Below are 22453 nucleotides of genomic sequence, written 5' to 3' on the forward strand. Positions count from 1 at the left end.
GTTGATACAGAGGGCGTTTTTTAGTAAATAATAAATTATAGCGATTTTCTTACTATATAAGTGCACCTAAGTTTACTAATATTACAATCCTTTTGCATTAAGTCATGGATATTTAAACGAATTGTAATTGGTTTGTGATAGCAACTGATACAACAGTGAGATAAGATGAAGTATATAGTAGAGTGAAGTATGCTAATACATAGAGCAGAAACCATATGAATAAAAAATAGAAATGGTGGATTTATGATAGTAATAACATATAAACTAGAACATAAAAATACAGCCAAAAATACTTATTTTAAAACGAATGATATGACGTTTGGGGGTCGAATAGTATGCTAGCAAGTAGCCTGATGGAAGAGATACCCCTGGAAGAAATGATTAATTCTGTTCAGAACGGTGATATTGATGCACAGAATTATTTATTGCAGTCTTATCAGCCTTTTATTGCGAAATGTGCATCTGAGGTTTGTAAACGTTATATTAATCCAAAGCGTGATGACGAGTACAGTATTGGTCTATCTGGATTTAACGATGCGATGTTTTCTTATTGTGCTAGCCGTGGAAGTACCTTCCTGTCCTTTGCAAAAATTGTAATAAAGCGGAAAATTATAGATTATATTCGCGTCAATAGTCGAAGACCACATCCCATTTCATTGGATGAAAAATATGATGAGGAACAGATGGAGAATCCGGTTGAAGTGATTGTTACAAAGAAGTTATACCAATTTGAGCAAGATAGGATTCGTTGTAGAGAAGAAATTATGGAGTATAAAGAGAAATTACATCAATATAAATTGACGTTTTCGGAACTTATCAGGGTTTCACCGAAGCATAAAGATGCAAGGGAGTCTGCAATAAGAACAGCAAGAATTCTTTATGAGGATCCGAAGTTAAGTGAATACGTTTATAGAAAGCGGAAACTGCCAATTAAAGATTTAGTAAATAAAGTAGAGGTTAGTAAGAAAACGTTGGAACGAAATAGAAAGTTTATTTTAGCGATTTTTATTATTTTAAGTGAGGATTTTATTTACTTAAAGGATTATCTTAAGGATGTGGATAAGAGAAAAAATTAATGAAACAAACGAAAGCGTGATAAATGAAATGGAGAGGCGAAGCTCTTAATAAAAAGAGCTTCGCCTCATTTTATCCCGAATTAACTAGTATTAAGACTTCCACTTGATGAAGTTTTACTTTAAATTTCCATCGTTAATGCAGGAATATGCTTCATCGCATGGTCTATATAGTAAAGAAGATTGTCGTGAGATTCAATAATCTTTTGCTCATCTAATGAGTAATTGTAAGCGTGTAGAAAGTGATGAATCCTTTTTGACAATATATCATCGTTGGTACGGACCATTAGAACAAGTAAATCATCCCATTGTCCCCAAAGTGTGAAGTAAAGAGCCTTGTCATAATCTGGAACCATTTTTCCCCCTCCTTAGATAAGGGTTAAGAGCCTTTCCTTATATTTTTTCAATTGCTTACACCATATATTATCCCCTAATTTAATATTAAATGTCAGGACCAAAGCTGGTGTGATTACCAATAAAAGGTTAAGTAATATAAAGCATAAATCAGCCTTAGCGAAACATACTACTAGCAAACAGTTAAGGAGGAAAAACAATGACATGGAAAAAATATAGTACTGTTGCAGTGATTGCATTGGCTTTGGTTGGTTGCTCAAATACAAATGGAACACACGAAGGTGCATTAAATAGGGATGGAAATCCAGTAGAACAGACAAGGTACTACAATAATGCTGGAGAGGGAATGACTAATGTTCGTAATTACACGAATGATGGTTACAACAATCGTAATAATGTGAATGATGATTATTACAGAAATATAAATAATCGAACAGGTGAAAACATCAATCACAACACTAATCATAATGAAACTCGCTACCATGTAGCAAAAGAGGCAGCAGATAAAATCGTTAAAGATGTCAAGGAAATCGATCGTGCATATGTATTCACATCAGATCGTACTGCATATGTTGCTGCAGGCTTAAAAAATACCAATATTAACAAAAATGTTAACAACAATATTAATAATGATCGTAATCATCGTAATGATGGTGCCGAATTGACAGATGATGTGAAGCATGAAATAAGTAAAATCGTTAAATCTGTTGATAAGAATATTGACAATGTATATGTTTCCACAGATCCAGATTTCTTTGACCTAACGAATAGATATGCGGAAGATGTAAGAAATGGACATCCTGTTGAAGGATTCTTTGATCAATTTGGTAATATGGTTGAACGACTATTTCCACAAAACAAACGATAAGATAGGAAGGGTGCCCTCAATATGGGGGCGCTCTTTTTTGTTCGGAATGTCGATTTCTTGGGAAAGCATGGATATTGCTCCGAGAAAATGGGTATCAACGGTAGAACAGAAATATCACCAGGAGCACAGAAATATTAGCTAAAGAATACTTCTATTATCAGGACATAAATAATTCACCAAAAAAATCTATTTCTATTAGCAGAACCACAGAATACGCAATTTTACTTCGGAAAAAATATCTCCCCAATCCCAAACGTTTACTCGATAAATACAATAATTTTTCTAGTCAAAAATTGGAACATATGGTATGGTAATACATATAATTCATATTAATCAAAGCTATTTACTAAGGTTATAATATGAATGGAGTTGAAAGAAAATGGGACGAGAATTTATTGAGATCTTTGAAGATTGGGCAAAGGATTATGATGAAAGTGTAGCTGGCTTGGACCCACAATATAGCGAGGTTTTTTTGAACTATGATGGAATTTTAAATCAAGTTGTAGCACAATCGACAGGTACAGTTCTTGAATTCGGTGTTGGCACAGGTAATTTATCTGAAAAACTAATGCAAGCGGGCTTGGATGTTATTGGTATCGAGCCATCAAGAGCAATGCTTGATATTGCAAAGCGAAAACTGCCGGAACTTACATTATTGGAAGGTGACTTTCTAACCTATCCAGCTGTTGAGGTGCCGATCAATACAATTGTAAGTACGTACGCATTTCATCATTTAACAGATGATGAAAAGGCAACTGCTGTTAGACAATTCCAAGAAGTGCTTCAGCATAATGGAAGAGTTGTCTTTGGAGATACGATGTTTGCATCGGAACAATCTAAGCAAGCAATGATTCGTGATGCGGAGGATAAGGGATTTTCTGCATTAGCAGAAGATTTACAACGGGAATATTATCCCATCATCAATACAATGGAGACAATATTTTCAACACATGGTTTTGATGTGGCGTTCAAACAGATGAATAACTTTGTATGGATTTTGACAGCAATAAAAAAAATGAACGAATAGTTTTAAAATGTAAAGAGGGGATATGGGATGGCCATATATAATTCGATACATGCGTTAATTGGTAATACTCCATTATTGGAAATAACGAAATTCTCACTTCCAGCTGGGGTCCGTTTACTTGCGAAACTTGAATATTTAAATCCTGGTGGCAGTGTGAAGGATCGACTTGGTGCAGAGCTAATCAATGATGCATTAGCAAGCGGCAAGCTAAAAGAAGGGGGAACGATAATCGAGCCGACAGCTGGAAATACTGGGATTGGATTAGCGTTAGCTGCCTTAGATAAAAACGTAAATGTGCTCTTTTGCGTACCAGAGCAATTTAGTTTGGAAAAGCAGCAAATCATGAAAGCGCTTGGTGCAACAATTGTGCATACTCCAAAAGTAGAGGGGATGGTTGGAGCAATTAAAAAAACAACGCAATTACTGCAGGAGATTCCGAATAGTTTCTCACCGCAGCAGTTTGCAAATCCGGCAAATCCAAGGACATATTATAAAACCTTAGGGCCAGAAATTTGGGATGATTTAGCAGGAGAAGTCGATATTTTTGTTGCTGGTGCGGGGTCTGGTGGAACGTTCACTGGAACTGCTGCATTTTTGAAGGAAAAAAATCCAGCTATCCGGACAGTTATTGTCGAGCCAGAGGGATCGATTATCGCGGGTGGTGAAGCAGGTCCCCATCGTACGGAGGGAATTGGCATGGAATTTATCCCAGACTTTGTGGATCAAACTTTATTTGATGGGATTTACACTGTTGCCGATATGGATGCATTTCAATTCGTAAAGCAATTAGCTGAAAAAGAAGGATTGCTTGTTGGTAGCTCTTCAGGATCGGCTATGTTTGCAGCATTGCAAGAGGCAAGAAATTCAAAACCAGGTACTACAGTCGTAACGATTTTTCCTGATGGCAGTGATCGTTATTTAAGCAAAAATATCTATGGATAGAAAAGTGGAGGGAACCCAAGATGCGAGCAAAGACAAAAATGATTCATGGTGGAATTACGAATGATGAAAAAACAGGTGCAGTATCCGTGCCGATTTATCAAGTAAGTACGTACAAACAAGATGGTGTGGGAAACCATCGCGGATATGAATATTCACGGACAGGTAACCCGACAAGACATGCACTTGAGACAGTCATAGCGGACTTGGAAAATGGGGAAGCTGGATTTGCATTTGGTTCAGGAATGGCAGCAATTACATCGGTAATGATGCTGCTTAATTCACATGATCATGTAGTGATGACAGATGATGTATATGGTGGGTCCTACCGATTAATGACGAAGGTGTTAAATCGATATCACCTTGACCATACTTTTGTTGATACAAGTAATCCGGAGACAGTGGAAGCGGCGATACAAGAAAATACGAAGGCAATTTATATTGAGACACCAACAAACCCTTTATTGAAAATAACCGATTTAGAGAAGATGGCAACGATAGCGAAGCAGCATGATTTATTGTTAATTGTTGATAATACATTTGCAACTCCATACTGGCAACAGCCATTAGATCACGGGGCAGATATTGTGTTGCACAGTGCAACGAAATATATTGGTGGACATAGTGATGTTGTTTCTGGTTTAGTTGTCGTCAAATCAAAAGAGCTAGCCGAAAAAGTCCATTTCATCCAGAATTCTGTAGGTGCTGTCTTAGGGCCACAGGACTCTTGGTTATTAATGCGTGGGATTAAGACATTAGCATTACGAATGGAAGCAATTGAAGCTAATACAAAGAAAATTGTAGAATTTTTACAAGGGCATAAGAAGGTCTCAAAGATTTATTACCCTGGACTCGAAAGCCATGCAGGGCATGAGCTTGCGAAAAGACAAGCATCCGGATTTGGTGGAATGATTTCTTTCGATGTTGGTAGTGAGGAAATGGCAGAACAAGTACTTGGTAAAGTGAATTATTTTATTTTAGCAGAAAGTCTTGGTGCCGTTGAAAGTCTAATCTCTGTTCCAGCAAAAATGACGCATGCATCAATCCCTGAAGATAGAAGAAAAGAGCTAGGAATTACGGATGGCCTTATCCGTGTTTCTGTTGGAATTGAGGATGTAGACGATTTAATTGAGGACTTAGAGCAAGCATTAAGATAAACAAAGGAAAGGACGGCTGCTAGCGGTCCTTTTTCTTTTGGTAGAAAAATTTCATATCGAGCGACAAAACAATAAATCGAGTGACAGAAAAATTAAACCGAGCAACTTCACACCAGAATATAATGATATTTAAGTGAGGAATATTAGAAATCCTCCATTCTGAATGATGTTACACTTTATGCTATACTGAAAAAAAGAAAAGTAACAATTAGTGGAGCGAGATATGATTCTTCAAAGCTAAATAGGAAATTTAATTACAATTCAAATTGGAGGTAGACTAAATGAGTGAAAAAGCATTAGCATATTTGAAAGATAATAGAGAGGAACTGTTAGCAAAACTAACGGAATTCCTATCGATTCCAAGTGTAAGTACGGATAGTGCAAATAAACAAGATGTACAAGCTGCTGCAGATTTTATTGTTACATATTTAAATGACATTGGATTTGAAAATGTTGAGAAACAAGCAACTGCTGGACATCCGCTCGTATATGCAGAATATAATCAAGCAGGACCGGATGCACCAACCGTTTTATTCTACGGCCATTATGATGTGCAGCCTGCTGATCCGATTAACGAGTGGGTAAGTGATCCATTTAAACCAGAAGTAAGAGATGGCAGACTTTATGGACGTGGGACAAGTGATGACAAGGGACAAGTATTTATGCATCTTGCAGTATTTGAAGCCTATATGAAAACAGAAGGAAAGCTTCCACTTAATGTCAAGGTTTGTATTGAAGGGGAAGAAGAAATTGGCAGTGAAAATTTATATGACATTTTGCATGATAAGAAGGAGCAATTCAAGGCCGACTTTGCAGTGATTTCTGATTCTGGTATGGCTGAAACGAATCAGCCGACAATCCTTTATGGACTAAAAGGCTTTACAGGAATTGAAATTACAGTTACAGGCCCAGATCATGACTTGCATTCAGGAATGTATGGTGGCGCGATTCGTAATCCGATTATGGCTTTAAGTCAAATTCTTGCATCAATGAAGAATGAAGATGAAGTGATTACTGTTGATGGTTTTTATGATGATGTCGAACCAATTACAGATGAGGAAAGAAAATTAATGGAGCAAGCGCCTGGCGAGGATTTCGTAGCATCAACTGGTGCACCTGCAACCGTATCTGAAAAGGGCTACACTGCAAAGGAACATACTATGGGGCGCCCAACATTTGAAGTTAATGGTATTTACGGCGGTTACCAAGGAGAAGGAACGAAAACAATTATCCCATCTTCTGCAATAGCGAAAATCACATGTCGTCTTGTTCCAGGACAAGATCCAGAGAAAATTCAGGATTTATTGGAAACACATGTAAACAAGGTTGCGCCAGCAGGAGTAACAGTTAATGTGAAGAAAGAAAAGCTCTCATCAAAAGCATATAAAGTTGAACCAAATCATCCATTAATTACAAAAGCAGCAGAAAGCTATACAAAAGCATTTGGCAAGGAAACAATCTATATCCGTATGGGTGGTTCGATTCCTGTAGTTGAATGGATCGAAGCAATTTATGATATTCCAATTGTATTATTAGGTTTCGGTACACCTGAGGATCGTTTACATTCACCAAATGAAAGCTTCCCACTAGACAGCTTTGATAAAGGGATGGAAACATTAGTATATTACTGGCAAATGGTGAATAAATAAAAGAACAATAACGGAAGCGCCCGTTTAGCGAGGTAAGACCCACTAACTTTTTAGAGCTTGCGCTAGGCGTGATCTATCCCGGTAGATAAAAAAATCTAACCGATATAAAAATTCCGAGTACTGTACTGCAAGAAATATATGAGCAAAACGCCCTTCCCAATTCCCTCCTGTTGGAATAGAGTAAAGTAGCCTTTATAATAAGGAGGGAATGTAATGGGTAAAGATGGTGGTGTAGGTTACGGCTCAGGTGGCTTTGCGCTTTTAGTCGTATTGTTTATTTTGTTAATTATCATCGGAACTGCTTATACAGGCGGTTACGGTGGGGGATATTATTAATATGTAACAAAGAAGCAGTGGGGTAATCTCCGCTGCTTCTTTCATATGTCATCATTTCTCACTACATAAGTGCAACCAAGTCTTCTAAAAGCGAACTCGACCTTCCATCTCTGCATTAAAGGTTAAAATATGATAAACTTAAGGGTGGCTATTAATGAATTAATGAAATGGACATAGAATAAAGGGTATAGGTTTTTCTGTTTAGCAAAGGGGAAATGTAATATCACCTTCTCACTGCATAAGCAAAATGAATGGTTGGGCTAAATCCTAGTTTTCTGAGTAATGGAAAGGAAGTAATTAGATGATTACACGAAAGAGTAAACGTGAGATTGATCAAATGCTTGCGGCAGGAGATTTACTTGTAAAATGCCATAAAGAAATTGCAAAGATGATTAAACCAGGTATTACAACAATGGAAATTGATGCATTTGTTGAGGAATTTCTAGCAAAGCATAATGCAATCCCTGAACAAAAGGGGTATAATGGTTTCCCAGGTTCAATATGTGCATCGATAAATGATGAAATATGCCACGGTTTTCCCCGTGATGAACATTTAAAAGATGGGGATTTAGTAACCATTGATATTGTTGTCAATTTACATGGCGGTCTTGCAGACTCTGCTTGGACATATGCTGTAGGTGAGATTGATGATGCTGGTAAACGGTTAATGGAAGTAACAAAGAAATCACTGTATAAAGGAATTGAGCAAGCACAAATTGGCAATCGGATTGGCGACATTGGCCATGCAATTCAAACATATGCAGAGGGAGAAGGGTTCTCCGTTGTTCGTGATTTCACTGGTCATGGAATCGGACCAACCATCCATGAAGATCCACATATTCCTCATTATGGATTACCGAATAAAGGATTGCGCTTGAAAGAGGGTATGGTTATCACAATTGAACCGATGATTAATGAAGGTGCATGGGAAAGTAAAATGGACGATAATGGCTGGACAGCAAGAACAATCGACAAAGGACGTTCTGCACAATATGAACATCAAATTGCGATAACAAAAGACGGTCCATTGATTATTACTGACCAAGATAAAGAATAAAGAACAAGGTAAAAGGAGGCTATCCGGTTAAGATAGCCTCCTTTTATTAAGTAGTAATGGTTCCTGGACATAATTTAATTCAGCAGCAAGATATATTTACCGAAATGAGCCATTATTTACTAGCCTTTCTTCCACCAAATAATATTGTAATCACTGGACTCAATAAGCAGAAGAAAGCAAAAGGTAAGTAATCCAGTACTGCAATACCAAGCACATCGGCAATGAATACGCCACAGACACTCCAAGGAACAAGCGGATTAATTACAGTTCCAGCATCCTCTAAGGTTCGTGACAATGCTTTATTTGGAAGCCCGGCCTTCTCATAAATTCCTTTATACGTTTCACCTGTCAATAAGATCGACAAATATTGCTCCCCAATCAACACATTAATCCCAATTGCTGTTGCTGCCGTTGAAATAATAATCGATCGTACCTTTCTCAGCTTCTCATGGAAGGAAGAAAGGATGCTTGGGATGATTCCCGTAACAAATAATAATCCACCAAATCCTAGTGCTAATATGACAAGTGAAATGGTAAAGAGCATGCTACTTATACCACCTTTGGTCAGCAGCTCATTAACGGGTTGGAAATCTGTTATACCAACATAGCCATTAAACCAAATGGACCAGATTTCTGGCCAACTAAATCCATTCACACTCCAAGCCAGAATCGTTGCTGATAAGCTGCTAATCGCTAACGAGATAAAGCCAGATAATTTGAAAATGGTACAGCATACGAGAATGAGTAATGGAGTCCATGACGTCCAATTAATTAAATTGGTTGAGAGCAATGCATCCTGATATTCTTGCACACTTTGCGGCGATGCCGTTTGATCTGGTGAAAGGATGACATAAATAATAAATGAAATAATGAATGCAGGAATCGTTGTCAAGCTAATATGTTTAATGTGTTCAAATAAATCAACACCAACGATATTGGAAGCAAGGCTCGTTGTATCAGATAATGGTGACATTTTATCACCGAAAAATGCACCAGATACAATGGCACCCGCCGTTATAGCAAGTGAAGCATCCATTGCATTCGCAATACCGATAAAAGCGACTCCTACCGTTGCTGTTGTTGTCAACGAGCTTCCTAGCGAAATGCCAATAATTGCAGTCGTCGCAAAAACAATGCCGTAAAACCATGTCCCACCAATGATGGAAAAGCCAGCATTTATTAAGGCAGGAACAGTCCCACTAATCATCCAGCTACTAATGAGCACACCAATCAGAAAGAAGAGAAAAACAGCCCCCATACCAGAGCTTGCCCCAGCAACCATTGCTTCTTCTAAAGCTTTAAACGAAATTTTGCGCATAACGCCATAAGCAATTAACAGGAGGATTCCTAGTAATATTGGAATATGTGGAACAGCCTCCAAGCCAATGATGAAATAACTAATTAAACCAACGATGATGATAAAGAATATTAAGGACTCACTTACTTCTGGATGATGTTTTGGTTTAATTGGAAACATGAATGAACCTCCTCTAAAAATTAGATAATATGTACAGAACAAAAGCGGAAGTCTCGCTACAGCTTTAGCGCTGGAGCTGGACGTGGCTGTTCTCGGCAATTAAGTTATCCATAGCGTGCAATTTTATAGTTTCCTAAGCAATAAAAAAGCCTCGCCCCTATGAAAAGGGACGAAGCTTAACTCCGCGTTACCACCCTAGTTGATGAAAAGCAACCTTTTCACCCACTTATCGATACAATCCATCAAACGAAATGTGTAATTCAATTATCTTCTGCCAAAGCTTTCACCAACTACTTTGTCTCTAACCGCTGCTCAAAAATAATCTACTATGCATTCTTGGATTTCACTATGTAATAATATGTTAGTATAGACTATACAACCACATCACTTTATTTGTCAACAGCATATTTATTGAAATATTGTCTATTCAATTGTTGGAAGCTTCATTATTATACAAGATACCACCTTTATCTACTTATGCATTTATTGCAGAATAACGTTAAAAAAGCCGAGCATGCTCAGCTTTTATGTTGCGAATATGGCTCAATATGGATTTGTGCATGATATATATTATGTTTATTTGCTAAATGATTTTCAATTCGTTCTGTAATTTCATGGCTCTCTTCAACATTCAGGGATGGCTCAACTAGGATCGTCACATCAACTAAAGTTTGGTTTCCATGAAGCCTTCCTTTCACATCGACTACCTCTTTCACATCTCGATCTTTGAGAATACTTTCTGTAATCTTATCAATTTGCTTTTCGTCGAAACCATCTGTAAGTGCATAGGTTGCCTCTTTGAAAATATCCCAAGCGGTGATACAGATAATCACACCAACGATTAATCCAGCCAGTGGGTCCAACCAACTTAAGCCAAACTGCGCACCTATAATTCCGATAAAGGCACCAATACTTACGAGCGCATCGGAACGATTATCTTGGGCAGCTACATATAATGCCCGGCTATCCACCTTTTTAGAAAGATTTAGATTGTATCGATACACAACAAACATAATAAGAGCAGCACCTAAAGCCGTCCAAGCGGTTAATAAATTCGGTTGTGAAACTTCGCCACTAATGATTTTTTGGAAGGTATCAATAATTACTTGGATGCCTACAACCATCATAATAAATGCAGCAAATAAGGATGCAATTGTCTCGGCACGGTAATGTCCATAATGATGATCTTTATCAGGCGGCTTTCTGGAAATCTTTAATCCGACTAATATAGCTATGGATGCAACAACATCTGTTGCATTATTTAATCCATCTGCACGTAATGCATCTGAATTACCGATCTGTGCAATGAATAATTTCATTATAGACAAGAAAACATATGCAATAATGCTGATCCATGCACCTTTCTCTCCCATTTTTAAATTCTCTCGATGATTCATATGGCTCCTCCACCTTATTTGATTATCGTTAATGTTGTTAGCTTAGGCAAACCTGTTCCCCAATTCAAGTTCAAACAAGCACTCTTGTAATTAATTTTTTTGGTATGTAAGAAGGTATGTTTGCTAAATTTTTATTAGCAGTATTGCTAGTCTAACAAATGAAATGCTAGTGGGTCTAGAGAAAAATAAGAGGTTGAAGGTATATGTATTGACGATTGCTAAGTTTGTTTAGCGGGGGAAAAACTTAACTTTTCCATTATCAAATCATTTAAATTGCAATTGTTCTAAAAGTTAGCGATAATAGAAAAAAGGAACAAAGGGGGTTGTGTTCCATGAAAAAGGAGAAATTAGTTTACCGTTTTTATCGCTATGATGGTGAAGTCCTTTATGCAAGACGTGAAATACCATTTGAAATTATATTGACATCTAGAATGATACTAGATGAATTATGTTTCAATTGGAATAAAGCAAAATTAATAACAGAGATAGATCATGCGATCGAATATGGTAATAAAGAGGCATTTCTACAGTTAAGTGATGAATACAGAAACTATATCTGGGAGTAATTGTTCAAGGGTTTGTAAGCCTTACTATTATGGTGAGGCTTTTTGTGAAATGGGATAGAAATTCGATCAATATTTATCCGAATTAACTGGCTGTAAGACCCCCCTTCAAGAATACGAGAAAAATCAAGAATTGTAAGTGGAGGATCAACAGAAAGTCAAAATCCCGATTCTGTTCAACTAACATTAAGTGGGGGCGGATATTACCCCACTTAATGAAGTTTCACTTTATGAGAAATTTGTTACAATGGAAAGGTAGTTTACCGATACATAGGGGAGGAAGAGAGAATGGATTTTCGTGTTGAAAGAGATACATTAGGGGAAATAAATGTACCTGCTGACAAGTTTTGGGGGGCACAAACCGAACGGAGCAAACAGAACTTTCCAATTGGCAATGAGAAAATGCCAAAAGAAATTATTGATGCGTTTGCTATTCTTAAGAAAAGTGCTGCAAAAGTAAATCAGGAGCTAGGTTTATTAGATAGTAAAAAAGCTGAAGCGATTACCTTCGCTGCTGACCAAATATTAGCGAATAAACTTAATGATCATTTTCCATTAGTTGTCTGGCAAACAGGGAGCGGCACACAGTCGAATATGAATGTAAATGAAGTATTAGCTTTCGTAGGAAATAAATGGTTACAGGAAGAGGGAAGTAATTTAGTTCTTCATCCAAATGATGATGTAAATAAATCACAAAGCTCCAATGATACGTACCCAACGGCAATGCATATTGCCTTTGTTCTAAAGCTTGAGGATACCATGTTACCAGCGATCACTGAATTAAGAAATACGCTGAAGCAAAAATGCGATGCATTTCAGGATGTAGTGAAAATCGGTCGTACACATCTTCAAGATGCAACACCGTTAACACTGGGGCAAGAAATTAGCGGCTGGCATCGAATGCTTGAAAAATCAGAGCTATACATCAATGAAAGTGTACAGCACTTAAAGGAATTAGCGCTTGGTGGAACGGCGGTTGGTACAGGATTAAATGCACATCCAGAGTTTTCTGATCTGGTTGCCAAAGCAATTAGTGAATTTACTAAGAAAGATTTCATTTCTGCTGCGAATAAATTCCACTCTCTAACGAGCTATGACGAATCAGTATATGCACATGGTGCGCTAAAAGCTCTTGCAGCAGACATGATGAAAATCGCGAATGATGTTCGTTGGTTAGCAAGTGGACCACGTTCTGGTATTGGCGAAATCACGATTCCTGCCAATGAGCCAGGTAGCTCTATCATGCCTGGGAAGGTAAATCCTACTCAAAGTGAAGCCGTGACAATGGTAGCTGCACAAGTAATGGGAAATGATGCAACGATTGGCTTTGCGGCTAGTCAAGGGAATTTTGAGTTGAACGTCTTTAAGCCTGTCATTGCGTATAACTTCCTACAATCGTCTCAATTACTAGCGGATAGCATTCGTTCTTTTGATGAAAGATGTGCACAGGGGATCGAACCGAATTATGAACAGATTGATAAAAATCTACATGGATCACTCATGTTGGTTACAGCATTAAATCCGCATATTGGCTATGAAAATGCTGCTAAGATTGCGAAAAAGGCATTTATTGATAACTCAACATTAAAAGAAGCGGCAGTAAAATTAGAACTATTAACAGAAGCAGAATTCGATGCATACGTGAAACCAGAGGAAATGACCTATCCAAAATAAGCCATTACTAGCTATATACAAAGAAACTCGCGAAAAATTCGTGAGTTTCTTTGCGTTTAAGAAATAATAAAATGAGGATGGTGATCAACCGTATCCTAAAGCAAAAGATACTGTGGAGCTTATGTCGCCTCTCTAAATCGCTAATCCGAAACGTCATGCTTTGTTAGATAACGAATTGGAATTCTATCTACAATTTACCAGTAGTTTTTAGTAATAAGATTTTCTATACGGTGAACAATAGTATTACAGAAGGAGGTGAGAAACACATGGCTAATAGTAATTCAAACCAATTATTAGTACCAGGAGTGCAACAAGCACTTGATCAAATGAAATATGAAATTGCTCAAGAATTTGGTGTTAACTTAGGTCCTGATTCAACTTCTCGTGCGAATGGATCTGTAGGCGGAGAAATCACGAAACGTCTAGTAGCGACTGCACAACAACAACTTAATGGTGGTCAATACTAAATAAATATGGCTTAGAGGATAGGGCACAGTTCCTATCCTCAATAATATGTACATATAAACGTAGAAAAAGAGGCGGTCGTTACTACCGCCTCTCGAACAATTACTTAATTCGCAACTCTGTTTCGGAATCGAAGAAATGCACTTTATTCATATCGAATGCAAGGTCTAGATTCTCGCCACCTTTAATATCGGATCTTGAATCCACTCTTGCAATAAAATCTTGACTATCAATAGAAGTATAAAGATATGATTCTGCACCCATTAGCTCGGCGACATCAATCTTTGCCGTTATTTTTGTGTCTGGATTCGCATCGATAAACAGCTGTTCATCATGAATATCCTCTGGACGAATTCCTAAAATGATGTCCTTGCCAATATATCCATTTGCGCGAAGGACTTTTAATTTTCCTTCTGGTACTTCTACTTTTATCTGACCCATTACAAAATGGTTTTCATCAAGTTTTCCATTTAAGAAGTTCATGGAAGGGGAACCGATGAAACCGCCAACAAAAACATTATCTGGAAAATCGTAGACATCCTTTGGTGCACCAATTTGCTGAATTAAACCATCCTTCATGACAACAAGTCTTGTGGCCATCGTCATTGCTTCTGTTTGATCATGGGTTACGTAAATCGTTGTTGTTTGTAATCGTTGATGAAGTTTTTGAATTTCTGAGCGCATTTGTACCCTTAATTTTGCATCCAAGTTAGATAACGGTTCATCCATTAAGAATACTTTTGCGTCCCGGACAATGGCACGTCCAAGTGCAACACGCTGACGTTGACCACCAGATAAGGCTTTTGGTTTACGATCTAAGTAAGATTCAAGACCTAAGATTTTTGCAGCATTATTTACGCGTTGATCGATTTCTTCTTTTTTGAATTTGCGTAATTTTAATCCAAATGCCATGTTATCATAAACATTCATATGCGGATAGAGTGCGTAGTTTTGGAAAACCATCGCAATATCGCGGTCCTTTGGTGCGACATCATTCATTTTCTTATCATCGATATATAATGCACCATCGGAAATTTCCTCAAGCCCTGCAATCATTCTAAGGGTTGTTGATTTACCACATCCAGATGGTCCAACGAAAACGATGAACTCCTTATCCTGAATATGTAAATTAAAATCATCTACTGCAATTACATCTTTATCGTATCTTTTTTGGATATTCTCTAGAACTAACTCAGCCATTACTATTCCCTCCATTTATGTAAGCGTTTTATTTATTGTATATCAAATTTTGGAAATGGGTAATGGACAAGGTGCACAAATATATGCTTAATCACTGTGCATGATTGACAATAAACCTAAATAAACGATGATTGCCTGGTCAAATCGCCGAATATCGATTCCGGTTTTATCTTTGAATTTATCTAATCGGTACTGCAGGCTATTGCGATGCATATGTAATATTTTTGCGGTAACGGACGCATTTAAATTATTTTCAATAAATGTTTGTAACGTATGAAGCAACTCTTTATCCGTAACTAAATCTTTAAAAATTACCATAATAATCTCATCGCGGAAGCGTTTATCTGTTTGCTCAATAAAGCCATGAATAATTGCGTCAGTATAGGTAATAACAGGTTTTTCAGAAAAGGAAAATGCCTGCGTACTACTTGTGATAAAATTAGCATACAACTGCTGCAAATGTTGAAGATTATCTAAAGTAGGACCAACGAAAAATTTAATATTTACATATAGATCACTCATTAATATATCAATAATCTGTTCATAGGAGATAAATTCCTCAATTGTATCGCTGAGCTCTTCGATGATTATTCCTTCATGCTGGTTTTCCCAGATGATGGGGACTGATTTTGTGAAGAAATCCTGGATTGCTTCCTTAAATTGTAACGGTTTCATTTGGTTTTTGGTCATTTTGAAATAGACGAGGCGAAATGGTGAGACAGTCTCATCGTTTTCATTTTTCTTTAGCCTATGTATCCATAACTGCTCCTCTGGAGTTGGCTTTGGAATAGTAATGGTATAGGGAGATAGCAGCGTTGATAAAAGTGCTGTGTCGTGTTTCGTCAGTTCTTGTACATCAATCCCAATAATTTCCTGATCCGGTGTAATAAACCACTGGTAATTATCTGGAATATCAATAATGTTATCTTTAAGAGTAAATAAACTAGGAAAAATTTTCCTTAGATCTTTTATCATTGAAAAACTCCTTTTCATAAGTTAAACGTACGTGAAATCTGATTCTTAGCTGAAAATGCATGTAAAAATTGGTTTATTGTCATCCTTTATCGTCTTTGGACTTTTAGCAAACGCTATACATATTTTCTTTCATTTGCTATATTAAACCTATAGTTTAAAACCAAGGAGGTAAGATCATGTCTAATATTCATGATAATGCACATAGTTTAGAAAAAGCAATCCGCGAGAGTGAAGAATTTCAGAATTTAAAAACAGCTTTTGAAACGGTAATGAAAAACTCTGAAACAAAGCAAATGTTTGATGAGTTCCGCGATACACAAATTAGATTACAAGAAAAACAAATGCAAGGCTTAGAAATAACGGAAGAAGAAATTGAAACTGCTCGTAAAGTTGTAGAGCAAGTTCAAGCAAATCAAGATATTTCTACGTTAATGGCAGAAGAACAGCATGTAAATGAGTTGATCAATGAAATTAGCAGAATTATTACAAGTCCACTGGAAGATCTATATGGCAATCCAAATAATTTAAATTAATCAATCTGAAATAGAACATATAGAAATTCTTTACTTAACATGATGTCAATAAAGGTTCAAATAGCAGAAGCCAAAATGAATACAGAAGGGCGTAGTCTAATGCTAGACTCCAAAATTGGACTTGTTCACGTCATACACTCTCATTCGACTTTCTTTCGCATTTACACCTTTTGTTCAAGGCAGAATAAATTGCTCTTTTACTACCCACTTATTCATTGTGCCTTGACAAACAATTTTGTAAAAGTAATAAAAGGTGGGCTTAGCATTCGTTGCTACGCTCACCTTTTTATCGCATAGGATACAATAAAATTTGATGCTGTGGATAACTTAATTACCGAGAATAGCCACGTCCAGCTCCAGCGCTTAAGCGTTAGCGAGACTTCCCTCACCTCCGTAATCTAAGTCAACCGCTTACGCTCCCAAAGAGTTTCCTTTATCTCAAAAGGCAAGGAGAAGTTCGACTAAGTTCGCCACTTCGTGTGGCAACGTCGAACCACCCCACGTCCTGTGGGGCGCAGTCCGTACACAGCTCAAACGGGCGCTTCCGCTTTTGTTCCGGATTTTCTATATTTTGAGCCCCAATTGGCAGCCGCAAAATGAATCATTCCATTAGCGTTGAAACAAGACTAATTTACCATCTGCAGTGACACAACGATGGGTATGCTTACTATAATTTAGCTCCTCTAATTTCTTTAAGCCAATCTCCTTTGCTCCAATATTATTAGCAGCAGTAAATGAAGCATCATATAAATTTTTTCCAGTTTGATCGAATACTGTTAAAAAGTACTTTGCCATTATATTAGCTCCTCTCTAAAATGAAATCGCTTTATTTAATAATTATAATTCATACAATACATATAGTGAAATGAAATGGATTTAAGGTTACTTGACCATTATGGGAATATATTGTAAATTTAGTTTTGAATATTTATTGTATACTTATATTATTCAACTCGAAGTTATAATAAATATAAAATGAAACTATTTACCAGTTCTAACGTATGAATTAATGGGAAGGGGAGAATAATTTGACATTATTATTAGAAAACGTTACGAAACGCTTTGGTGAACATACTGCGGTTAATAATCTATCACTTGAGATTCCGGGAAAGGAAATATTTGGTTTTCTAGGAGGAAATGGTGCTGGAAAGACAACAACTTTTCGAATGATTCTTGGACTGTTGGATAAATCAGCAGGCAATATCTCTTGGAATGGGGAGCAAATTAATTATGGAAAAAGTAATATGATTGGCTACTTACCTGAAGAAAGAGGGCTATATCCAAAGCTGAAGGTCAAAGAACAGATTATCTATTTAGGTCGATTGCGTGGCATGGGAAAGCAAGAAATCGTATCGGAATTAGAAAAATGGCTAGAACGGTTTAAGGTTCCGGAATACATGGATAAGAAAGTGGAAGAATTATCAAAAGGAAATCAGCAGAAAATCCAGTTTATTTCTGCAGTGATACATAAACCGAAGCTATTGATATTGGATGAACCATTCTCTGGGCTTGATCCAGTCAATGTTGAAATGCTAAAAGAGGCGGTCCTTGATGTGAAAGATAGTGGGACATCAATTGTGTTCTCCTCACATCAAATGGATCATGTTGAGGAAATGTGTGAGCATTTATGTATTTTACAAAAGGGAAAACCGGTTGTCCAAGGCGCATTACGAGAAATTAAGCGCTCATTTGGCAAGAAAAACTTAATTGTACATGCAGATGGATCATTAGACTTCTTAAAGGAATTTCCGGGTGTCGTAAGTTATAAGAAAGTGATGGACGGCTGTAAATTACAAATCAAAGATGAAGAAGTGTCGCAGGAAATTTTACAGGCACTACAAGGCCGAGGTTTCATCCGTAAATTTGAGCTTGAAGAACCTTCATTAAATGATATTTTTATCGAGAAAGTGGGTGCTTCTTATGAATAAGTTTTGGATTATATTTGCGCACACATATTTGAATAAAATTAAATCAAGAACATTTATTATTACAACTGCACTTTTTGTATTACTAGTTATTGGGTCAGTTAATATTCAAAACATTGTTGCACTATTCTCCGATGAAAGTAAAAATCAGATAGCGGTTATTGATCAAACAGAAGGCTTACTTGCACCATTAAAATTAGGGATCGAGAATGTAAATGAAGATGTAGAAATCGTTGCATATGATGGTACAGAAGAAGACGTAAAGACAGCTGTTCAAGATGGAGAATATGAAGCTGCACTTACATTATCATTAAACGATGAGGGTCTTCCAGATGCAACTTATTTTACGAATGATATTGCGAATACGGGATTACAGCAAGCAATCCAAGAACAACTACAACAAATAAAGGTTGGAATTGCGATTGAACAAGCAGGATTTGATGAAGCACTCGTATTATCGATTAATGAGGCAGTATCCTTTCATACGGTTGCACTTGATGAAAACGCAAAAACATTAGAAGAAATGTTCCAAGCACAAGGTGTTGTATACATTATGGTATTTCTCATGTATATCGTTGTTATAATGTATGGAACGATGATTGCAACTGATGTGGCAACGGAAAAATCCTCTCGGGTGATGGAATTATTAATATCGAGTGCATCCCCAGTAACCCATATGTTCGCAAAAATAATCGGAATCGCACTGGTAGGGTTAACTCAAATTGGAATTATCGTTGCAGTAGCAGTCGGCGTTATTTCCTCACAAAAGGATGAATTAGTAGGTGGATTTTTAGATGTGTTCGGGTTCCTAGATACTCCGACATCATTAATTGTATACGGAATTCTATTCTTTTTACTTGGCTATTTATTGTACGCAACCCTTGCGGCAATGTTGGGATCTCTAGTGAGTCGATCAGAAGAAGCGAACCAAGCAGTCACACCATTAATGATGTTAATTGTGATTGCGTTCTTAATTGCAATGTTTGGTCTAACAATGCCGGATTCAAGCTTCATTACGGTTACATCGTTTATCCCATTTTTCACTCCTATGGTTATGCTGTTAAGGGTTGGGATGCTTGATGTACCATTTTGGGAGATTGCAATGTCGATTGGTATTTTAATTGCGACGATAATTATCCTTGGATTACTCGGTGCCAGGGTATACAAGGGTGGGGTACTAATGTATAGCAGTGCTAATCCATTAAAAAGTATGATGAAGGCAATCCAATTATCGAAGAAGGAAAAATAATGGGAAGGATACAATAAGTTAGTCTAGTTGTTAAATAGAAATAACATAAAAATATTTGATATAAGTTAATTATGTTGAATGAAGGAAGATGACCATTAATGAAGAAAATTGTTTGGGTTATCATTACTTTAGGAATAATTCTTATAGTAAATTGGAGTTCAGCTATAATGTTTAATAGTAATTTTATCGAGTGGTCATTTTTAACAGGACTTGCAGCAACAATTTTCATTGGTTTCTTTAACTCATCTGGTGGATTTATGTCCGATTTGGCTGATTCAAGGCTACAAAGTGCGAATAATGATGAACAATGGGCTGCCATTGAAGTGCGGACAAAAATTGATAGACAAAAAAGGAGTTTCCGACCTACAACTTCATTTTATGTTGCTTTAAGCTACACAGTAATCGCTGGAATAGCATCTTTCATTTACTACAAAGATTTTCTAATCAATTAATCCAATAAAGAACAAAAGCGCAAGCGCCCGTTTGAGCTGCGTACGGACTGCGCCCCACAGGATGTCGCGTTTTTAACTGAGCTTCCTTTAGGAGGTGAGGGAATTCTCGCTACAGCTTTAGCGCTGGAGCTGGCTATTCTCAGTAATTAAGATACCCACAGCATTCAAATTTTGTTATTTCTTAGAAGATAAAAAAAGCAAAACTCTCTAATCAAAAGTATTAGAAGTTTTGCTTTACATATCTAGTATTCATTCCAGACCCTCTTGAAATTTGCTTACTGCTTTTCCATCAACAAATTTCACGCCTATTAAATCAGTGCCATAGTTATGGGATCGACTATATCGCCACCAATTTGCTTCAACCTTCGTAACCCCGTTTTCCTCTAGTTCTGAATGAAATTGAGGTGAGATATCACCCATTAGAGACATGACTTCCTCATATGTCATTCCACCATTACCTGAATCTGGGTCTCCTAATTCAATCTTTTCTAGATTCTTGAGGGTGACATTCTCGTTTAATGTTAATTCCTCATTAGTATCTTCTGCTGCCTCTTGACATCCAACTAAAGCAAAGCCAATAAAAAGGATAATAAATAGCACTATTAATTTTCTATATTTCGTTTGCATCGTTTTGAAACCTCCATTGTAATGATCGAGTTCCTATTCTAAATTATACGGATAATAATGATAATTAGCTTCATTTTATCAGGGATAATTCCATTTTATTGCATTATTTAGATAAATTCATTTTAGTATACGATAGCTAATGCTTCAATTTGTTTCCAATAGAACGTGCATTCTACCTATGAGTTTGCTAAAATAGAGATAACAGTTTTATATGATTGAGGGTGAAAGCATGGGAAGGCAAATATCATTCATACATGCGGCGGATTTGCATTTAGATAGCCCATTTAAAGGATTAACAAGTACACCAGAGGGGATCTTTAAAGAGATTAGAGAAAGCACCTTTACTGCAATGGAACGTCTAGCGACAGCCGCAATTGATAAACAGGTAGACTTTGTTCTTGTTGTTGGTGATTTATTTGATAATGAAAAGCAAAGTCTGAAGGCACAAGTTCGGTTAAGGAGAGCGTTTGAAAAATTGAATCATCATGGTATAAACGTTTACCTATCCTATGGAAATCATGATTTTATTAATGGGAATCGCTATCCGATTGAATACCCTGAGAATGTATATATTTTTCCGGATGAGAAGGTAGCGTCCTTCATCTACGAAAAAGATGGGGTATCAATTGCTGAAATATATGGGTTCAGTTATGAAAATCGGGCTGTATTGGATTCCAAGGCAACAGAGTATAAAATTAATCATCCACATATTCCATTTCATATTGCAATGCTCCATGGCAGTATTCAAAGCAATACAGAGCATGATGTATATGCACCATTTCAATTAGGTGATTTGCGGGAGGAAAACTTCGATTATTGGGCATTAGGTCATATTCATAAACGGGAAATCTTGAAGGAAGCGCCAAACATTGTCTATCCAGGAAATATTCAAGGTAGAAACCGCAAAGAAACAGGGGAAAAGGGCTGCTACCATGTAGTCCTAACTGAGTCGAATACGGAAATGTCTTTCCTCCCACTACATGCAATCGAATTTGTTACCATGAAGATTGATGTTTCCGAGTGCGTGACAATAGATCAAATCGAAACGATTATACAAGCAAAGCTAGACCAACGAGTAGCAACAACACCACAGCTCATTGATTTAAACCTAACAAGTAATCAAGCGATTGTGAAGCAGTGGGAAAGTGATAAGCTATTAGAGGAAATAATCGAGTTAATGAATGAAACAATGATCAATCAACGAAATTGGTATTATTTTTTCAATCTATCTGTAACACTGTACACTTCAGAAGCAACCGATTTTCAGGATGGGGAGCATTTTATCGGTGAATTATTTCGCTATGCGGATGAAGTAGAGAACTATCCATTTCTAAAGGAGCTATACCATCATAAGCAAGCTAGAAAATATTTAGATCCACTATCAGATGAAGAGGATCAATGGTTAAAATCACAAGCAAAGCAATTATTAGTGAATGAGCTTTTGAAGGGGTGAAGT

General features: G+C 36.9%; 23 protein-coding genes. 16 read left to right on the top strand and 7 right to left on the bottom strand.

The features are described from left to right. The first annotated feature begins 335 nt into the window (after positions 1 to 335). On the top strand, positions 336 to 1076 hold the full coding sequence (gene sigI, locus CWR48_RS11295; RefSeq protein ID WP_115773339.1) for an RNA polymerase sigma-I factor: 741 nt from the start codon (positions 336 to 338) through the stop codon (positions 1074 to 1076). A 119-nt stretch (positions 1077 to 1195) separates the two neighbouring features. Here the strand turns inward: sigI and CWR48_RS11300 are convergent, their stop codons facing one another. Then, on the bottom strand, positions 1196 to 1429 hold the full coding sequence (locus CWR48_RS11300; protein ID WP_115773340.1) for a YhdB family protein: 234 nt from the start codon (positions 1427 to 1429) through the stop codon (positions 1196 to 1198). A 197-nt stretch (positions 1430 to 1626) separates the two neighbouring features. Between CWR48_RS11300 and CWR48_RS11305 the strand changes: the two genes are divergently transcribed. The 7 genes from CWR48_RS11305 (at position 1627) to map (ending at position 8460) form a co-directional block, all read left to right on the top strand. After that, entirely contained in the window at positions 1627 to 2295 is a 669-nt protein-coding gene (locus CWR48_RS11305; protein ID WP_115773341.1) for a YhcN/YlaJ family sporulation lipoprotein, read from the top strand. Positions 2296 to 2674: 379 nt separating this feature from the next. Beyond that, positions 2675 to 3322, top strand: coding sequence for a class I SAM-dependent DNA methyltransferase (locus CWR48_RS11310; protein ID WP_115773342.1), 648 nt, complete (start codon positions 2675 to 2677; stop codon positions 3320 to 3322). Positions 3323 to 3349: 27 nt separating this feature from the next. Then, a complete protein-coding gene (locus tag CWR48_RS11315; protein ID WP_115773343.1) occupies positions 3350 to 4264 on the top strand; it encodes a PLP-dependent cysteine synthase family protein in 915 nt (304 codons plus the stop codon). 20 nt (positions 4265 to 4284) lie between these two features. Then, positions 4285 to 5418 carry a bifunctional cystathionine gamma-lyase/homocysteine desulfhydrase gene (locus CWR48_RS11320; RefSeq protein ID WP_115773344.1) on the top strand — a complete coding sequence of 378 codons (1134 nt, stop codon included), beginning with the start codon at positions 4285 to 4287 and terminating at the stop codon, positions 5416 to 5418. A gap of 281 nt (positions 5419 to 5699) precedes the next feature. Next, positions 5700 to 7067: a dipeptidase gene (locus tag CWR48_RS11325; protein ID WP_115773345.1), complete on the top strand. Its 1368-nt coding sequence runs from the start codon at positions 5700 to 5702 to the stop codon at positions 7065 to 7067. A gap of 213 nt (positions 7068 to 7280) precedes the next feature. Next, on the top strand, positions 7281 to 7403 hold the full coding sequence (locus CWR48_RS11330) for a YjcZ family sporulation protein (protein WP_115773346.1): 123 nt from the start codon (positions 7281 to 7283) through the stop codon (positions 7401 to 7403). Between the two features lie 301 nt (positions 7404 to 7704). Then, positions 7705 to 8460, top strand: coding sequence for a type I methionyl aminopeptidase (gene map, locus CWR48_RS11335; protein WP_115773347.1), 756 nt, complete (start codon positions 7705 to 7707; stop codon positions 8458 to 8460). A 112-nt stretch (positions 8461 to 8572) separates the two neighbouring features. On the opposite strand, the gene nhaC is transcribed toward map, so the two are convergent. Beyond that, on the bottom strand, positions 8573 to 9937 hold the full coding sequence (gene nhaC, locus CWR48_RS11340; protein WP_115773348.1) for a Na+/H+ antiporter NhaC: 1365 nt from the start codon (positions 9935 to 9937) through the stop codon (positions 8573 to 8575). A 518-nt stretch (positions 9938 to 10455) separates the two neighbouring features. Beyond that, positions 10456 to 11334, bottom strand: a complete 879-nt coding sequence (locus CWR48_RS11345) for a cation diffusion facilitator family transporter (RefSeq protein WP_115773349.1) — start codon at positions 11332 to 11334, stop codon at positions 10456 to 10458. 332 nt (positions 11335 to 11666) lie between these two features. Here CWR48_RS11345 and CWR48_RS11350 point away from each other — a divergent pair, with 332 nt between their 5' ends. From CWR48_RS11350 to CWR48_RS11360, 3 genes are all read left to right on the top strand, one after another. Further along, on the top strand, positions 11667 to 11900 hold the full coding sequence (locus CWR48_RS11350; RefSeq protein WP_115773350.1) for an IDEAL domain-containing protein: 234 nt from the start codon (positions 11667 to 11669) through the stop codon (positions 11898 to 11900). A 285-nt stretch (positions 11901 to 12185) separates the two neighbouring features. Then, positions 12186 to 13571, top strand: coding sequence for a class II fumarate hydratase (fumC, locus tag CWR48_RS11355; RefSeq protein ID WP_115773351.1), 1386 nt, complete (start codon positions 12186 to 12188; stop codon positions 13569 to 13571). 266 nt (positions 13572 to 13837) lie between these two features. Continuing rightward, the gene (locus CWR48_RS11360) at positions 13838 to 14038 is read left to right on the top strand and encodes an alpha/beta-type small acid-soluble spore protein (RefSeq protein WP_115773352.1); all 201 of its coding nucleotides are present in this window, start codon (positions 13838 to 13840) and stop codon (positions 14036 to 14038) included. A 100-nt stretch (positions 14039 to 14138) separates the two neighbouring features. Here the strand turns inward: CWR48_RS11360 and CWR48_RS11365 are convergent, their stop codons facing one another. Both CWR48_RS11365 and CWR48_RS11370 read right to left on the bottom strand, forming a co-directional pair. Beyond that, entirely contained in the window at positions 14139 to 15236 is a 1098-nt protein-coding gene (locus tag CWR48_RS11365) for an ABC transporter ATP-binding protein (RefSeq protein WP_115773353.1), read from the bottom strand. An 87-nt stretch (positions 15237 to 15323) separates the two neighbouring features. Then, a complete protein-coding gene (locus CWR48_RS11370) occupies positions 15324 to 16211 on the bottom strand; it encodes a PucR family transcriptional regulator (protein WP_170140749.1) in 888 nt (295 codons plus the stop codon). A 176-nt stretch (positions 16212 to 16387) separates the two neighbouring features. On the opposite strand from CWR48_RS11370, the gene CWR48_RS11375 reads away from it, so the two are divergent. Beyond that, entirely contained in the window at positions 16388 to 16744 is a 357-nt protein-coding gene (locus CWR48_RS11375; protein ID WP_115773355.1) for a YlbF/YmcA family competence regulator, read from the top strand. A gap of 609 nt (positions 16745 to 17353) precedes the next feature. Here the strand turns inward: CWR48_RS11375 and CWR48_RS11380 are convergent. Further along, entirely contained in the window at positions 17354 to 17539 is a 186-nt protein-coding gene (locus CWR48_RS11380) for a YhzD family protein (RefSeq protein ID WP_115773356.1), read from the bottom strand. A 233-nt stretch (positions 17540 to 17772) separates the two neighbouring features. On the opposite strand from CWR48_RS11380, the gene CWR48_RS11385 reads away from it, so the two are divergent. The 3 genes from CWR48_RS11385 to CWR48_RS11395 all read left to right on the top strand — a co-directional run bounded on the left by CWR48_RS11385 (position 17773) and on the right by CWR48_RS11395 (position 20370). Further along, a complete protein-coding gene (locus CWR48_RS11385; protein ID WP_115773357.1) occupies positions 17773 to 18672 on the top strand; it encodes an ABC transporter ATP-binding protein in 900 nt (299 codons plus the stop codon). Further along, on the top strand, positions 18665 to 19918 hold the full coding sequence (locus CWR48_RS11390; protein ID WP_115773358.1) for an ABC transporter permease: 1254 nt from the start codon (positions 18665 to 18667) through the stop codon (positions 19916 to 19918). Before CWR48_RS11385 ends, CWR48_RS11390 begins: the two co-directional genes overlap by 8 nt. Before the next feature lie 167 nt (positions 19919 to 20085). Beyond that, positions 20086 to 20370, top strand: a complete 285-nt coding sequence (locus CWR48_RS11395) for a hypothetical protein (RefSeq protein ID WP_147294884.1) — start codon at positions 20086 to 20088, stop codon at positions 20368 to 20370. A gap of 249 nt (positions 20371 to 20619) precedes the next feature. On the opposite strand, the gene CWR48_RS11400 is transcribed toward CWR48_RS11395, so the two are convergent. Then, positions 20620 to 20997 carry a hypothetical protein gene (locus CWR48_RS11400; protein ID WP_115773360.1) on the bottom strand — a complete coding sequence of 126 codons (378 nt, stop codon included), beginning with the start codon at positions 20995 to 20997 and terminating at the stop codon, positions 20620 to 20622. Between the two features lie 229 nt (positions 20998 to 21226). Here CWR48_RS11400 and CWR48_RS11405 point away from each other — a divergent pair, with 229 nt between their 5' ends. Beyond that, positions 21227 to 22450, top strand: a complete 1224-nt coding sequence (locus CWR48_RS11405; RefSeq protein WP_115773361.1) for a metallophosphoesterase family protein — start codon at positions 21227 to 21229, stop codon at positions 22448 to 22450. Positions 22451 to 22453: the final 3 nt, after the last annotated feature.

Source organism: Oceanobacillus arenosus (assembly GCF_003369575.1).
Lineage (GTDB): Bacteria > Bacillota > Bacilli > Bacillales > Amphibacillaceae > Oceanobacillus > Oceanobacillus arenosus.